At 41.2% G+C, this 16,284-nt stretch carries 13 protein-coding genes; all 13 read right to left on the bottom strand.

The window, feature by feature from the left end:
- Nucleotide 1 precedes the first annotated feature (1 nt).
- The 13 genes from yfmF to NRI27_RS06095 all read right to left on the bottom strand — a co-directional run bounded on the left by yfmF (nt 2) and on the right by NRI27_RS06095 (nt 16,259).
- Nucleotides 2-1,264: an EF-P 5-aminopentanol modification-associated protein YfmF gene (yfmF, locus tag NRI27_RS06155; RefSeq protein WP_371389940.1), complete on the bottom strand. Its 1,263-nt coding sequence runs from the start codon at nt 1,262-1,264 to the stop codon at nt 2-4.
- Nucleotides 1,265-1,418: 154 nt separating this feature from the next.
- A complete protein-coding gene (locus NRI27_RS06150) occupies nt 1,419-2,384 on the bottom strand; it encodes an ABC transporter permease (protein ID WP_371389939.1) in 966 nt (321 codons plus the stop codon).
- Nucleotide 2,385: 1 nt separating this feature from the next.
- On the bottom strand, nt 2,386-3,432 hold the full coding sequence (locus tag NRI27_RS06145) for an ABC transporter permease (RefSeq protein ID WP_317941604.1): 1,047 nt from the start codon (nt 3,430-3,432) through the stop codon (nt 2,386-2,388).
- Complete coding sequence (locus NRI27_RS06140) at nt 3,425-4,990, bottom strand: ABC transporter ATP-binding protein (protein ID WP_371389938.1); 1,566 nt, start codon at nt 4,988-4,990, stop codon at nt 3,425-3,427. Before NRI27_RS06140 ends, NRI27_RS06145 begins: the two co-directional genes overlap by 8 nt.
- A 164-nt stretch (nt 4,991-5,154) precedes the next feature.
- The gene (locus NRI27_RS06135) at nt 5,155-6,222 is read right to left on the bottom strand and encodes a BMP family lipoprotein (RefSeq protein WP_317941606.1); all 1,068 of its coding nucleotides are present in this window, start codon (nt 6,220-6,222) and stop codon (nt 5,155-5,157) included.
- A gap of 169 nt (nt 6,223-6,391) precedes the next feature.
- Nucleotides 6,392-7,120 carry a GntR family transcriptional regulator gene (locus NRI27_RS06130; RefSeq protein ID WP_371389937.1) on the bottom strand — a complete coding sequence of 243 codons (729 nt, stop codon included), beginning with the start codon at nt 7,118-7,120 and terminating at the stop codon, nt 6,392-6,394.
- A 294-nt stretch (nt 7,121-7,414) separates the two neighbouring features.
- On the bottom strand, nt 7,415-9,775 hold the full coding sequence (locus NRI27_RS06125) for a DNA translocase FtsK (RefSeq protein ID WP_371389936.1): 2,361 nt from the start codon (nt 9,773-9,775) through the stop codon (nt 7,415-7,417).
- Nucleotides 9,776-10,527: 752 nt separating this feature from the next.
- Nucleotides 10,528-12,195, bottom strand: a complete 1,668-nt coding sequence (locus NRI27_RS06120) for a ribonuclease J (protein WP_317941609.1) — start codon at nt 12,193-12,195, stop codon at nt 10,528-10,530.
- Between the two features lie 227 nt (nt 12,196-12,422).
- On the bottom strand, nt 12,423-13,313 hold the full coding sequence (gene dapA / locus NRI27_RS06115; RefSeq protein ID WP_371389935.1) for a 4-hydroxy-tetrahydrodipicolinate synthase: 891 nt from the start codon (nt 13,311-13,313) through the stop codon (nt 12,423-12,425).
- Between the two features lie 108 nt (nt 13,314-13,421).
- On the bottom strand, nt 13,422-14,459 hold the full coding sequence (locus NRI27_RS06110; RefSeq protein ID WP_371389934.1) for an aspartate-semialdehyde dehydrogenase: 1,038 nt from the start codon (nt 14,457-14,459) through the stop codon (nt 13,422-13,424).
- Nucleotides 14,460-14,617: 158 nt separating this feature from the next.
- Nucleotides 14,618-15,205 carry a dipicolinate synthase subunit B gene (locus NRI27_RS06105; protein ID WP_317941612.1) on the bottom strand — a complete coding sequence of 196 codons (588 nt, stop codon included), beginning with the start codon at nt 15,203-15,205 and terminating at the stop codon, nt 14,618-14,620.
- Nucleotides 15,206-15,217: 12 nt separating this feature from the next.
- Complete coding sequence (locus tag NRI27_RS06100) at nt 15,218-15,997, bottom strand: hypothetical protein (protein ID WP_371389933.1); 780 nt, start codon at nt 15,995-15,997, stop codon at nt 15,218-15,220.
- Nucleotides 15,984-16,259: a YlmC/YmxH family sporulation protein gene (locus tag NRI27_RS06095; protein ID WP_317941614.1), complete on the bottom strand. Its 276-nt coding sequence runs from the start codon at nt 16,257-16,259 to the stop codon at nt 15,984-15,986. The genes NRI27_RS06100 and NRI27_RS06095 overlap by 14 nt, the downstream gene beginning before the upstream one ends.
- Nucleotides 16,260-16,284: the final 25 nt, after the last annotated feature.

Here is a 16,284-nt window from a genome sequence, read left to right as displayed (position 1 = left end):
GTTACGCCTCTCTTCCTGATAGCAAGTAAATAAGTTCTAATTGAATGTCGGATGCCATATCCTGGATATCTTGTACGGTCACCGCTTGCCATTTTTGAATTAATTTATCCGCCGTGAAATGCTCATCGACTTGTTTGTATTGATCGTACACTTCAATTTGACCTCGGGCTGAATCGAACGCGCTCCGAATGCTATTTGACAGCAATGCGACCGTTTGTTCTAATTCAAGGGACGTCACATCACCTTTCTTTAAGGCTGCTAGCTGCTCTTCAATCATTGTAACCGCTTTTTCCTCCAAGTTCGCATCGATACCGGCCATTACGTACAAAATGCCATAGTATGCTCCGTATATACTATTGATCGTGTAAGCCATACTTTCCTTCTCACGAACATTCATAAATAATTTACTATGTGCAAAGCCCCCTAACACACCATTGGTTACTTGCATCTTCGGATAATCATCATGATGGAACAACACTGGAGTATGATATCCAACTTGGAGTTTACCTTGCTTCATGTCTTGTTTTTCAAATACTTTTTGAGGCTCTTTCTCTTCAAGGGTCACTTCGAACGGTTTGCGAACATCCTCTCTTGCGGTAAAGGAGAACATGTTTTTAATTTTTTCAACAAGTGCCTGCTCATCCACATCACCGACAACATAGATGTCTATAACATCTTCATTAATCATTTTGTCATAAGCCTCTACTAGGGAAGCACTTGTGATTTGCGAAACGTGTTGCTCAGTGCCGCTTGAAGAAATACTGGCAGGATGATTAGGTCGCATGATCTCTAACATTCTCTTTTGTGCATATCGAGTTTTATCATCATAAACGGATTTAATTCGTTCGATTACAGACCGTTTTTCACGATTTACAATGGACTCATCAAATTGCCCATTCGATAAATTCGGTTTAAAAATAACCGCATGTACCATTTCGAGTACGTCATCGAATAACCCAGTCGTCGATAGATATTCATCGTTTACGCACTCCATATTTAATGAGACGATATGTGCACTTCCTCGTTTACCCGCATCCATATAGAAGACTGATCCATACAATTCATCCATCGCTTTTCGTAAATCACTTTGCTTTGGATACATTGCATTTGAATCTTGCAAAACGTTCGATAATACAGCTCGATGAGCAGCCTTTTTTTCCTCTAATGTACTTGTCCATTTAAAGGACATTGTAATTGTTTTAAATTGGTTTGTCTTACGAATGTATAAGTGAACACCTTGTTGCAATTCAAATTTCGTAAACATATGAAAGCACCTCGTTTTTCCTTATTATACGAATACCTTACTTCACTATACATTTCGGAACAGATACATGGCAAAATAAACGCATTTTACCATCTGTCTAAACAATAAAAACCACTTAGACGCAACAATGACATCTAAGTGGTTTTTCAGAAACTTATCTGCTCCCTTTAATATAAGGTTGCCCATTCGCTTTTGGCGCGTTTGCTTTTCCGATAAATCCTGCAAGTGCAAGAATTGTCAATGCGTACGGTAAAATGTGGAAGTAAACGGTTGGTATCTTTTGAATGAAATCAATATCAATTGATCCGGCACTGATTGCCAGTGTCTGTGCAAATCCAAAAAATAATGCTGCACCCATCGCACCGATTGGATGCCACTTACCAAAAATCATAGCAGCTAGCGCCATGAAACCTTGTCCGTTTATCGTTGCATGACCGAAATCCCCCGTCATTGTTTGGGAATAGATCGCTCCACCGATTCCGGCTAAGCCACCGGAAATGATGACTGCCGTATAACGGACTTTCGTTACATTGATACCCATTGTATCGGCTGCCATCGGATGTTCCCCAACAGAACGAAGCCTCAATCCGAATGGCGTTTTATAAATGACGAACCAAGCAATTATTGCAACAGTAATGGCTAAAACAGACGTCCCATAAACCGACTTAAAGAACATTGGACCAATAATCGGAAGATCTTGTAAGATCGGGATGTTCACCCGCGGTATTTTATGTTGGATAAAATCTGTTTGACCTTTATCAAACATCATTTTCACAGAGAATAGTGCAATCGCAATTCCTAGCATATTGATCGCTACACCAGATACAACTTGGTCGGCCCTGAAAGAGACTGAAGCGACAGCATGCATCAAAGAGAAGATAGCAGATACAAACATTGCTACGAGTAATGCAATCCATGGCGTCCAACTACCGAAAACGTCAGCATACGCCAAATTGAATATGATACCGACAAACGCCCCCATAACCATCAAGCCTTCAAGTCCGATATTGACGACACCAGATCGTTCCGAGAAAACGCCGCCAATTGCAGTAAGGATTAGAGGGGCTGCATAAGCGATTGAAGTAGGGATGATAAAATAGAGAACTTCCAAAAAGCTCATGTCACTTCGCCTCCTTTTTCTTATTCAGCCGTTGCAAACCTACACGGATGATGTATCCTGAGGCAACAAAGAAAATAATAAGAGCAATTACGATGGAGACAATTTCTAAAGGTATATTTGCAGCATTTGGCATATTGTTCGCACCATATTTTAAAGAACCGAACAATGATGCACCGAAAATAACACCTAATGGAGAGTTCGCACCTAATAGGGCAACGGCAATTCCGTCAAAACCGATGCCTGTGAATCCACCACGAGAAGACATATTACCAAAAGTCCCTAAAGCTTCCATCGCTCCACCAAGTCCAGCAAATGCTCCTGAGATGAGCATTGCTAAAACGATATTTTTATTCACATTCATACCGGCATATTGCGAAGCGTTTTCGTTGAAACCGACAGATTTCAATTCAAAACCTGTTTTCGTTTTTTCTAATATGAACCACATGACGATTACCATCGCCAGCGCAACGAATATCCCATAATGCAACGTGGAATAATCCGTTAAATTAGATAGAAATTCCGAACGAAGCGAAGCGGTTGGTTGAATTTTTTCTGTTTTGAAGCCGCCGTCAGAAACCGTTTTGATGAGCGCATTTACAACATGTAGGGCAATGTAGTTCATCATAATGGTTACGATTACTTCATGCACTCTAAGTGTTGCTTTTAGCAAGCCTGGGATAAGCCCCCAAAACGCTCCTGCCAACGCTGCCGCCAATAGGGCAAACGGCAAATGAATGTACATAGGCAATTCAAATGCATAGCCTACATATGCTGCTGCAAACCAACCGACCATCAATTGCCCTTCCACACCGATGTTGAAAAGACCGGTCCTAAATGCAAAAGCTACTGCAAGACCTGCTAATATATATGGACTGATTTGACGAATTGTTTCACCAATAGCATACGAATCTCCAAAAATCCCGTTCCATAGTGCAATATACCCTTGAACAGGGTCATACCCACTGAATAACATGACAAGTGCTCCAACCAATAAACCAAGAATAATTGAAACAACAGGTACAAGTACATTAATGAGTCGATTAGACATCGTGACCACCACCTATTTCATTACCCTCAATGTGATTACTTGCTTGGTCACTTTTAGAATGACCAGCCATTAAAAGGCCGAGTTCCTGTTCAGACGTTTCAGCAGGAATGACCGTATCAACAATTTTACCATCATGGATAACGGCAATTCGATCTGAAACATTCATAATTTCATCCAGTTCGAAAGAAATTAGAAAAACCGCTTTTCCATTATCTCTTTGTTCAATTAGTCGCTTATGAATAAACTCAATCGCTCCTACATCCAATCCGCGGGTTGGAAGTGCAGCAATCAGTAAATCCGGATCACGTGAAACTTCGCGACCTATGATGAGCTTTTGTTGATTTCCTCCCGACAATGCACGTACAGGTTCGGATTCACCTTGCGTTCGCACATCATATTCCGCAATGATTTTTTTTGCATATTCGGAAATAGAACTATAGTTCATAACACCATTTTTAGAAAACGGTTCATGATAATATTCTTGCAAAGCCGCATTGTAACCAACAGAGAACTCCAATACAAGACCGTGCTTGTGACGATCTTGAGGGATATGGCCAAGACCTGCTTCGGTAATTTTTCGAGGTTTCATTCCCGTAATGTTTTGATCGTTAATCGAGATATGTCCGCTTTTTGTTTTACGCAATCCTGTAATCGCTTCTATCAATTCTGATTGGCCATTGCCATCAATTCCTGCTAATCCGACAATTTCACCTTTACGAACTGAAAGATTCAAACCTTTTACTCGCTCAATTCCACGATTATCTGTCACTACAAGATTTTCAACTTTTAAAACTTCTCCCTGAGGATTTGGAGGGATTTTCTCCGTTTTAAATGTCACTTGTCGACCGACCATTAACGTTGCCAGTTCTTCTGGATTTGTTTCAGCAGTAATGACGGTTCCGATGCCTTGGCCTTTTCGAATGACAGTCACACGATCCGTTACATCCATAATTTCTTGTAACTTATGTGTGATTAGAATAATGGATTTACCTTCTGTAATCAGTTTTTTCATAATCGCGATCAATTCATGGATTTCCTGAGGTGTCAATGATGCTGTCGGTTCATCAAAAATGAGGATGTCTGCCCCACGGTAAAGCGTTTTTAAAATCTCTACTCGTTGTTGCATACCAACAGAAATATCTTCGATTTTTGCATATGGATCGACATTTAACCCATATAGCTTTGAAATCTCTTCAATATCTTTAGCAGCTTTTTTAATGTTGACAACACCCATTTTTTTCGGTTCATTGCCTAAGATAATATTTTCAGTTACAGTCAAATTCTCGACAAGCATAAAATGCTGGTGCACCATACCGATTCCCAGGTCATTTGCAACATTTGGATTCGTCACGTTTACCTTTTTTCCATTGACACGTATTTCACCTTCTTCAGGCTGATATAGCCCAAACAGGACATTCATCAATGTTGACTTACCTGCGCCATTCTCACCTAATAACGCATGTATTTCCCCTTTTTCTAATTGAAGGGTAATATTGTCATTCGCACGAAAATTCCCGAATTTCTTCGTAATGTTCAACATCTCAATGACATATTCCAATGGATTCACTTCCTTGCCCAATAATATTATTTAGGTTGCATAGCATTAAAATTAACACAATAAAAGGTTTGTCTTTAATAAACCTTTTACTCTATTAATTTGTCGTGGATTTCAACTCGTAAACAACAAAAGCCGGCATCAACCGGCCTTCGTTGTTCAGTTCATTATTTCGTTGTTTCAGGGACTTCAATTTCCCCGTCAGCAATTTTCTTTTTATACTCTTCGATTTGATCCAATACATCTTGTGGGATCGCACCACGAGAGTCTGCTAGCGCAACACCATCATCATGTAGCCCATAAACTTTTGTCTCTCCACCTGGGAATTTTCCTTCTTGAGCAAGTTTAGAGATATCTTGTACAGCAACGTCTACACGCTTCAACATTGAAGTCAATGTAATATTTTCATCGCCCACTTGACCTTCATCGTATTGGTCGGAGTCAACACCGATTACCCAAACGTTTGCATTCTTATCAGCTTCTTTACGTTCTTTCGCCTCTGCGAATACACCATTACCTGTTCCACCAGCTGCATGGAAAATGATATCGATGCCTGAAGAGTACATACGACCAGCAGCCGCTTTACCTAATTCCGCTTTGTCGAATGAACCTGTATACTTCACGTCTACCTTAATATCAGGTTTAACTGCTGCTACACCAGCAACAAACCCTGCTTCGAAACGCTCAATTACCGGAATCTCCATTCCGCCGATAAAACCAATTTTGTCTTCTTTTGTCATAAGTGCTGCTGCTACTCCAGCAAGGAATGCTCCTTCTTGCTCTTTGAACAAAATGCTAGCAACGTTATCTTGTTCAACGACACCGTCAATGATTGCATAATGAGTGTCTGGTTGTTGACTTGCAATTGTCCCGATTGCATCTTCCATCAAGAAACCTACACCGAAAATCAGATTGAAGTCACGACGCGTAAGCGCATTCAAATTTGGTGTGTAATCAGAATCGTCTTTAGATTGAAGGTATGCGTAACCGCCATCTCCTTCAGCTAAACCGTTATCTTCACCAAACTTCTTAATACCTTCCCATGCTGATTGGTTGAACGATTTGTCGTCAATACCACCGACGTCCGTTACCATGGCGATTGAGAAATCAGATTCGTTACCGCCAGTTGAAGATGAAGTATTTTTGTCTTTGTCTTTGTCCGTACCGCATGCACCAAGTAACGTACCTGCCGCTAAAACCAATGATAATGCAAGACCGTATTTACGTTTGCTCACTGATTGGACCCTCCCTGTTTTTTATATTTTGGTATATAAATATGACGTTTGCACGTCGTTAAAGAACAGACTGGAAGCAGGAAATGCCTGGCTCCTTCTTGACGGAACTCACCACTTAGGAAGACTCCCATTAAGTTGGATGACGTTTCCTAGCATTCCATTCTGTTTCTTATACCCTTTTCCGGACTACATGGAAGCTGAATTTATCAGCTCTAAAGTAATTTTTTGAGTACAGGACCATTTCGCCTTCCTCACTGTAATGATACTGGATGAGCGCTAGAAGTGGAATATCTACACCACATCTTAAAATGTTCGATGCCTCCTCATCATACCCAATTGGTTCGATATTGGCGATGGCTTGGACAATTCGTATGCGTCCTGATTTTTCTATTGAATCGAATATGGATTCGTTCTGTAACACTTCTGTACCTAATTCAAGATTTTTTGACAGTACGTGATCCACACAATACACAACAGGCTCATTGTCAGCTGTTCGTACTCTTTTAATTGTAACAAGCTTATCCTCTTTTTCGCAATCAAATTTCCGTATCAATTCCTCTGACGGAATGCTTTCTTGCACATCCAACATTATCGTACCTGGACTCATTCCTGCGTCCCGAATCATAGAGGATATACTGGATAATTGTTCGATACCTGAAGAAAAAATTGGACGAGGGTTTACAAATGTACCGACCCCATGTTTACGAATAATAATTTTCTCTTCTTCCAAGACGCGCAATGCCTCTCGAAGCGTCGCCCTACTAACACCAAGATTACGTGCAAGTTCAAATTCGGAGGGGAATTTTTCATTTTCTCGAAAAACGCCAGAAGCAATGTCTTCTTTCAACCGTTCAATTACTTGTACATATAAATGTCTTTGATCTGTCTTCACCAGCATGTAAATCCCCCCTGAAGAGGTCAGACCTCTGATGTATAACGACTATACCAATCTTTCATACTATATCATTTCCATGCTACAAAATAAACAGCTGATTTCATATATTTTCATCTTCAGCTAAAATTTCTTGAAAAAGTACTTCTTTTGTCATGATTACCATACCTTCTTTTTACTGAAGAATGCAACGCAATAATCCTTCTATAGCCTGACGTATGCAAGACGTTCATAGAGGGGTCCCTACCTGAAGATCATAAATTCAATTTCGTGTATCAGACATGGGAATGTATGAAGATTTTATACATGACTGTCTGTTTCATTTCTTGTCGCAAGAACTTGTCTCGGTTTACTCCCCTCAGGTGGACCGACAATTCCTCTCATCTCCATTTGATCGACAATTCTTGCAGCGCGTGAATAACCGATTCTGAACCGTCTTTGCAACATGGAAACGGAAGCAGTTTGCATTTCGATAACAAGTTGCACAGCGTCATCGTACAATTCGTCAGTTTCCTCAAATGCTTGAACCTCTTCCACTTCACCTGGAATCATTTCTTCTTGATATTGTGCTTTTTGCTGTTCAATGACAAAGTCGACAACCGCTTCGACTTCCTGATCGGACACAAATGCACCTTGCACTCTGACAGGTTTCGAAGCACCAGCTGGTAAAAAGAGCATATCTCCTCTTCCTAGGAGTTTTTCTGCACCGGCTCCATCTAATATCGTTCTCGAATCGACTGCTGATGATACCGCAAAAGCGATTCGTGAAGGAATATTCGCTTTAATGATTCCCGTAATGACGTCCACACTAGGTCGCTGTGTCGCAATAATCAAATGGATTCCTGCGGCACGTGCCATTTGGGCCAATCTTGTAATGGAATCTTCCACATCACTCGATGCCACCATCATGAGATCCGCCAATTCATCGACGATCACAACAATATAGGGCATGCGTGGATGTTTTTCTTCGTTTTCAAGATTCCATTGTTCAATATGTTCATTATATCCCTCAATGTTCCGTGTTCCCGTATGTGAAAACAACTCGTACCTTCGTTCCATTTCGGATACGACTTTCTTTAACGCAACGGAAGCTTTTCGAGGGTCTGTCACAACCGGTGCTAACAAATGCGGAACACCGTTGTAGACATTCAATTCAACCATCTTCGGATCAATCATCATCAATTTTACTTCATGTGGTTTAGCCCTAAGCAAAATACTAATGATAATACCATTTATGCAAACACTTTTTCCGCTTCCCGTGGAGCCTGCTACGAGCACGTGAGGCATTTTATTCAACTCTGTCATCATTGCTTGACCAGTGACATCACGACCGAGAGCAATCATCAATTTAGCATTCGGTCGGTTGTTTTCTTTTGCTTCAATAACTTCACGTAAGCTGACGATGGCTACTGCATGATTGGGCACTTCAATTCCAACTGCAGACTTCCCAGGGATTGGCGCCTCAATACGAATGTCGCTTGCAGCTAATGCTAATGCAATATCATCAGCCAAACTTACAATTCTACTCACTTTTACACCTGTATCAGGCAGCACTTCATATTTTGTGACTGCTGGTCCTAAATGAACCTGTGTAACAGTAGCTTTAACACCAAAACTTAAAAACGTTCTTTCAAGTTTTTGTGCATTTGCATGAATGGAATCGTATTCAGCAGATTGATCATTCGATGGTGTTTGTCGCAACAATGAAGGTGGTGGTAAGATGTACGATTCATTTTCTTCCTCCCCTTCAACACCTGAATAAGTTGAAATGTCAGCAGGTTCTTTTTGTTCAACTTTCGTGTCTTTCGAATCGCTGCTGTTATGACGAGTAGTTTGAGCTTGCTCGACTGACGGCTCCGCGTGAACTCTCTCGTTAAATGCTGAAATAATGGGCTTTGAGACCACTTCTACCGCCTCAACGCTTGCAGAAACTTGTTCTACATGCTCGTCATCATCTTGTTGCTTCTTCTTTTTACGTTGAGTTCTACTCAATTGCTCTGCATTCGTTTTGTTTGCTGTTTTAGTCGGTGTAGACTTTCTCTTCATTTTCTTTTGAACGACTTCTTTTACCTTCGGATAGTTTTCAGCAATATAAGGAACCAATGCTTTACCTGTCAGTAAAATCAGGCCGATAATGAGTAAGAGCACACCTGCTACCGTCGCACCTGCGGAATCAAATAGCGCATGAAAAAGCGCAAACAACATCGCTCCGGCAAGTCCTCCACCTAATGCACCACTACGAGAACTGATTCCACCATTGGTAATGAGCACTTTCCATGTTTCTTTAATCGCAGAATTCGACATCAACACTTTGCTTTCATATAACTCTTTAAATAAATGGATGTGACTGAAAAGCAACAGACTAGCAAGCACAAAAAGACTGCCACCTACAATTCGATTCTTCCACCCAACTGACTTCCTTTTCACCATGAACAATAATGCTTGAACAACTAATAAGAATGGAACTGCGCTATGCCAATTCCCAAATAGGAGTCTAGAAAAAGAAGATAGACCCCTTCCTACAATTCCGAATTCAAATATGATAATAATAGCGAGTCCAATCATCGTCAGTCCCGCCACTTCAAATACTAATGGATGTGGTCCATCTTTTTTCTTTTTAGCAGCGGCGGCCTTTTTTTTCTTCTTCGATTTTTTAGACATGTTCCTCCTCCTTTCAGAAAAAGGATTTCCCGCCGTACGGTCGGCTTGGAAATCCTTTTGTTGTATATCATGTGGTTAGGTTATCATTTGCTCATGCAAGTTAATTAATTTTCTAGGTCTGTTGATTAACCACTTATTTACAAGTAGACTTCTTAGAACCCTTTGGCTTGCGTTACAGCGCACGATTTCCGCGGGGCATGGGTGAGCCAATCGAACAACGAAGAGATCGATTGACCGTATCTCAGAGTTCTTTCCAGAAATTAAGGATCCTTGCTCTCAACGCTTCGCTTTTGTTCGAAAAGCCGTTCTGCGTGACGGCTTTCCCCTCGGGGTCTCACCAATCGTGCTATACCCCGTCTGGACATTGAATAGGCTTCCTCGAAAAATCACAGCACGAAGGAAATGTGCATCATTTTCGAGGAGTCGACACCTGCACTCCAGCCATCTAGTATGTGTTGACAACTTATTTGCCTCTATACTTTAAAACGCTCTTCAGGATTGGAGCGGAAGGCGGCGAAATGCAAAGATGTGCTCTCAACGCTTCGCTTTTGTTCGCAAAAGTCGTTCTTCGTTACGACTTTTCCTGCGGGAACAGCGCGAGCTGAAGACCCTGGACTGAGCGAAGCGAGGGAAGCGGCTGAAGCCGTGCCCGCGGAAAGCGTCCGCCTGCAGCGGAAATCCGGTGTTTATCGATGATATTAAGGATTATTTTTTTGGTCTTACAACCTATAAATTGGTTAATCAACACACTGTTAATACTCCATAATAATTGGTATGATCATCGGTCTTCTCTTCGTCTGTTGGAACAAATAAGAACTTAATGTATCACGGATTTCTTGTTTTATGTTTGTCCATTCGAACGTATCTTTATTCACATATTTCTCAACTATTTTACGAACTAAGTTTCTAGACTCTTCAAGAAGCTCCTCAGATTCACGCACATAAACAAAACCTCTCGAAACAATTTCCGGTCCTGCAGCAATTTTTTTCTGTCTACGGCTTAACGTAACGACAACCGTGAAGATACCGTCTTGCGATAGAAGTTTGCGATCCCTTAATACGATATTGCCAACATCTCCGACTCCAATGCCATCAATAAGGATGTTTCCAGCTTGAACTCGACCGCTCATTCGCATCTTTTCATTTTTATACTCAACAATATCCCCTTTGTCAGCTATGAAGATTTGCGATTTTTGCAATCCAAGTTGTTGTGCCAGCTTTGAGTGGGCTATGAGCATTTTATATTCCCCTTGAATCGGGATGAAATATTTTGGCTTCATAAGGTTCAACATTAACTTTAAGTCTTCTTGACTACCGTGACCCGACACATGGACTTTTTTCGACGCTGTTAAGACGTTAGCGCCAGCCTTAGACAACTCGTTTGCCATTTGGTACATGGCAACTTCCATACCTGGAGATGGAGTGAACGTAATAAGGATTGTATCTGTATCTTTGATTTTTATATCTTTGTGATGTTTCCGAACAATCTTCTCCAACGCATCGAGTGGTTCACCTTTGTTCCCTGTTACAATGATGACGACTTCGTTATCTGGATATTTACCAATATCCTTAACTGAAATAACCATCTCTTCATCGATTTGTAAGTACCCAAGTCGCATACCCACTTCAAAATAACTTTCTAGACTTTTTCCGACAACAGCTACTTTTTTCCCTGTTTCCAAAGCTTTGTCAAACACTTGTTGAATGCGAATGAAATTGGATGCATACAAAGCAACAAGCAATCGTCCTTCTGCTCCATAAAATGTTGTCGATAATTGCTCTTCAATGACCGATTCTGAAGTCGTATAACCTGGTCTTTCAGCTTCATTTGAATCAGACATTAGGATGAATACACCTTCATCGCCTAGAGCAGCCATTTTTGAAATATCCGGTCTATATTTTCCTTTCGCAGACTGGTCAAATTTGAATTCACCAGTATGGACAATAGCTCCTTCACTCGTATGGAAGACAATTCCTAGGGAATCAGGAATGCTATGTGTCGTATGGAAAAATGTTACATGCGTCTTTTTGAAATTCATGCGGCTTTTATTGGAAACCTCAAAAAATTTCACGCCTGCTGGTGCTGGCATTGATTTTAAATGCTCTTTTGCCAGCGCTAGTGTTAGTTTTGATCCGTAAACAGGAGCTTGCACTTTTTGGAGAAGATAAGCGATGGATCCGATCGCATCCTCGTGTCCGTGTGTTAAAAAGATTCCTTTAACCCGCTCTTTATTCTCCTCAATATACGTTAAATCGGGAATGACGATATCGATGCCAAGCATTTCTCCCTCTGGGAACATGAGACCAGCATCTACAATGAAAAGCTCGTCATCAATTTCTACTACATACATCGCTTTGCCAATTTCCCCTACTCCTCCAAGGGGTATTACTTTAATAACTTCATTTTTCGTTTTTGTCACATTGTTTCCTCCTATACATTGTTTAAAAAGACTGGTGATGGATAATAAACCGTCTATGTATGCTATCAATTGAACAACTTGCATAATTGTACAAGCTGTCAACCTGCGAACATGTATCGCGTGTGCAAATATGTTGAATACCCGTCCAGAACGACTAATTTCCATTATACGTGACAATACCCTCAGTACACAAACAAAAAAAGCCGGACACTGCTTCCGGCTTCACTTTATGGTAATAACATTTCGTGTTTTTTAAATGCATTCCAAACCGCATCAAATGTTTCGGATTCCTTCCCGAAATCCGTTAAAGGCATGCGTACACCACCCGTTTCAATACCAAGTTTGTTCAAAGCATACTTGACTGGAACAGGATTTGGAGCCGAAAAAATTGCATTAAATACCGGTAAGAGAATTCTGTGCATTTTTGCTGCTTCCGTAATATCGCCGGCTTGGAACGCTTTGATCATTTGTTGCATTTCCAATCCGACCACATGGGAAGCAACAGAAATCACTCCATCTCCCCCTACGGCCATTAACGGCAATGTGAGCGCATCATCCCCACTGTAAACTTTAAATCCAGCATCTGTCCCGTTGATAATAGCAGCCATTTGATCCAGACTGCCACTCGCTTCTTTGACAGCACGGATGTTATGAATCTTTGAAAGTTCAATGACTGTTTCGGCCTGCATATTTACTGCTGATCTACCAGGTATATTGTAAAGAAGGATTGGTAGCTTTGTTTCACTCGCAATATGTGCAAAGTGAGCGACCATCCCTCTTTGGTCTGGCTTGTTATAGTATGGCGTGACGAGCATGACGCCGTCTGCCCCTAACTGTTCAGCTTGTTTCGTTAATTTCACTGACTCAGCTGTGTTGAACGTTCCTGTACCCGCTATAACTGGGATTCTCTTGCGGACAATTTCAACTGCATATTTTACAATCGCCGACTTTTCAACATGATTCAAAGTCGGCGATTCCCCCGTTGTCCCACAAACAATTAACGAGTCTGTACCGGTAGCAATTAAATGTTCAATGAGCTTTTCTGTCAAATCAAAATCAATGGCACCGTTCTTCGCAAATGGCGTTACCATTGCTGTGCCTATTTGTCCTAGTTCCATACTTACCCTTCCTTTACGTCGCTTTTTCTAGATGCATCCGCTAAGGAATCACTTGAAAGCACTAGTGTGAAATGTGGTCGAGTATAAAAGTATGGAGGTTGTGTCAAATTATGATTTTATTAATTCCTCGGCAATTTGGACTGAATTTAACGCAGCACCTTTTAACAGATTATCTGCTACAATCCATAAATGGAACCCTCTTGGGTGTGAAGGGTCTTTACGAATCCGGCCTACAAACACTGCATCTTTCCCTTCAGCATATAACGGCATCGGATATGTCTGTGAAGCCGGATCATCTTGTAATACAACACCAGGTGCCTCATTAATAGCTGATTGGAGCACATCAACCGTCACATCATCTTGATCAATTTCAATATATACCGATTCAGAATGGCCTGTAACAACAGGTAGTCTTACACATGTTGCAGAAACAGCAATTGTCGAATCGCCAAAGATTTTCTTCGTTTCGTTCATCATTTTCCATTCTTCAAGTGTGTATCCTGCATCACCAAACAAATCGATCTGCGGAATTGCGTTAAAAGCAATGGGATAATGTTTTTCTGCAGAAGCCGATGGGAGAAGTTGCGCTTCGATTTCCACACGGTCTTCAAATTGCTTGCTCTGCTCGTTTAACTCATCAATTGCTTCTGCACCAGCTCCTGAAACGGCTTGATACGTCGAAACGATAATTTTACTAATCCCGAATTTCTCTTTGACAGGTTGTAAAGCCGCTACCATTTGAATGGTGGAACAGTTCGGATTCGCAATTATTCCTGCATGTTGATTGAGTGCATGTGCATTTACTTCCGGAACGACTAAAGGTATCCCTTCATCCATTCTGAAAGCACTTGTATTATCAATCACAACCGCCCCACGCTTAACAGCTTCAGGGGCAAACTTTTGGGAAATCGATCCACCTGCACTAAAAAAGGCAATATCAATTCCATCAAAGGATTCAGGAACTGTTTCTTCCACGATATAAGAACGACCACCTGCGACGATTTCCTGACCTGCAGAGCGTTTGGAAGCTAGCATTTTTATTGAGGAGGCAGGGAAATCCCGCTCCAATAATTTTTCTAAAATTTTTGTTCCTACTGCACCTGTTGCTCCTACAACCGCTACATTCAACTTATCTTTTTTCATCATCGTCTTCCTTTCCCCATCTGTTAATACTGTGGATATACATGCAATAGAAAGAGTAATAATACATTCAAGTAATTTAATATAACGATCTCTTTCCTTATAACCACAAAGTTCATTGGAGGAATTATATCATACTCCTACTGAATGCGCTTCGTATTTTTTTAATATTGATGAATAATTAATAACGGTTGAAGTTGTCTATTTTCAAGGGCAGCAGCTGCAGCTGGTACCATTAACGTAAAATCAGCAATGAGTGAGTTCGGTTTCTTGTGCGGATCATCTTGACCAAACGGAATAAAATAGACATTTTTCATGTTCAGTAGTTTCATGATGTTTGGACCGTTTAGACCTAATGCATCGTTTGTTGAAATTCCGAGCAATACTGGACTTCCATTTCTTAACGTTGCTTTTGCAGCCATCAGAACAGGTGAGTCTGTCGCTGCATTCGCAAATTTACTAATGGAATTACCGGTCATTGGAGCAATAATCATACAATCCACAGGTGAACTCGGCCCAAACGGTTCAGCGCCTACAATGGTTGAAATTACTTTCTCTCCTGTTGCGGCTTCAATCTTTTGAATCCACTCTTCACCTGTTCCGAATCGTGTTGCGGCCGTTAAAACGGAATGTGTGATTACAGGCACAACAGTAGCACCATGATCTTGTAACTCTTGAATGACAGGCAAGATCTGATCATATGTGCAATGTGAGGCTGTAATACCCAGGCCGATTCTCTTTCCTTGTAGCATCTTTTTCCCCTTTCAGCGACTATTCATCCTTAGTAGCGCCGCTGCCAACGCTTTTGCAGCATCGACCGGAAAATGTTTCCCCGGCAAACCAAGGTGTATTGTATAGTATTCATCAGGGGAATTGGCCTTTAGGCAACCTGGTGCCGAAGCGAGATCGAATATACGAAACTGATCGTTTTCTTTCACACGCAACCATTTAGCCGGTATGGTGTTTATAAGGGTTCCGTCCATTGTAAGTGTGTCAGTTTCTAATCGTTCTGTTTGATAGCCTAATGCCGAAGCTTCACCGATTTGGTCAGCAGACCTCGCCAATATTGTGACAGATGCCCCAAGTTTCGATAGTACATCCGCCGTCGCCTTCGCTACTTTACCAAAACCGGCGATTGTAAACTCTTCACCAAAGACCAACCGTTTAGTCGATGCATAATATTCTAGTAAGAAGCCTTCAGCTGTCAGCCGTGCATTCTCCCACACATACTCCACTTCATGGAGGTATGAATGTACAGGATTGCCCGCAACTTCATACGGAAGCAACCAATCTTTTGAGGCAACGCCTGTAAATAACTTCATGTGAGGTTTTAATTTCTCAACAGGTATTGAATGAGACATTTGTAGAATTGGAAAAACAACATGCGTAGGTGAATAGTGATCGACAATTGACGCCAACTCTTCCGAATACTCATTTCCATCGTAATGGAAAGTGTTGTTGCCCCACTCCTCCATAAGACGACTACATGCTAGCATTCTTTGATCCGTTCCAATGAATAACCATTTTTCATCAGTCTTCTTCAATGTCAAAGTCCCCCATACTATGTGTTTTTCCAAAAAGAATCCGATGTTCCCCAACTAATACAATTTCACTCCATGGAATGAATTCCACCGTATCGTGCTCTTTATTACGGAAAGGAAAACGGCTAAATTTCTTTCGAATTTCAAATCCGATAATTGCACCTGTTTTCCGATTGAAAATTAAATCCGTATCAGCTAAAAAACCATACCGAACGCCATCCTCCACTTGTATCAACTCTTTTTGAGCCATTTCGGATAAAAGCATTCCTACTTCCCCCTTTCATATCCCC

The organism is Sporosarcina sp. OR05 (assembly GCF_041414805.1).
Lineage (GTDB): Bacteria > Bacillota > Bacilli > Bacillales_A > Planococcaceae > Sporosarcina > Sporosarcina saromensis.
The sequence above is the reverse complement of the archived record's forward strand: the minus strand, read 5'-3'. Positions and strand labels throughout refer to the sequence as shown.

Excerpts from the sequence above, each read along its gene's own strand:
- NRI27_RS06095 (WP_317941614.1), bottom strand. The coding sequence starts at position 16,259 with ATGCTTTTATCCGAAATGGCTCAAAAAGAGTTGATACAAGTGGAGGAT.
- NRI27_RS06145 (WP_317941604.1), bottom strand. The coding sequence starts at position 3,432 with ATGTCTAATCGACTCATTAATGTACTTGTACCTGTTGTTTCAATTATT.
- yfmF (WP_371389940.1), bottom strand. The coding sequence starts at position 1,264 with ATGTTTACGAAATTTGAATTGCAACAAGGTGTTCACTTATACATTCGT.
- dapA (WP_371389935.1), bottom strand. The coding sequence starts at position 13,313 with ATGGAACTAGGACAAATAGGCACAGCAATGGTAACGCCATTTGCGAAG.
- NRI27_RS06110 (WP_371389934.1), bottom strand. The coding sequence starts at position 14,459 with ATGATGAAAAAAGATAAGTTGAATGTAGCGGTTGTAGGAGCAACAGGT.
- NRI27_RS06105 (WP_317941612.1), bottom strand. The coding sequence starts at position 15,205 with ATGCTACAAGGAAAGAGAATCGGCCTGGGTATTACAGCCTCACATTGC.
- NRI27_RS06150 (WP_371389939.1), bottom strand. The coding sequence starts at position 2,384 with ATGAGCTTTTTGGAAGTTCTCTATTTTATCATCCCTACTTCAATCGCT.
- NRI27_RS06125 (WP_371389936.1), bottom strand. The coding sequence starts at position 9,775 with ATGTCTAAAAAATCGAAGAAGAAAAAAAAGGCCGCCGCTGCTAAAAAG.
- NRI27_RS06130 (WP_371389937.1), bottom strand. The coding sequence starts at position 7,120 with ATGCTGGTGAAGACAGATCAAAGACATTTATATGTACAAGTAATTGAA.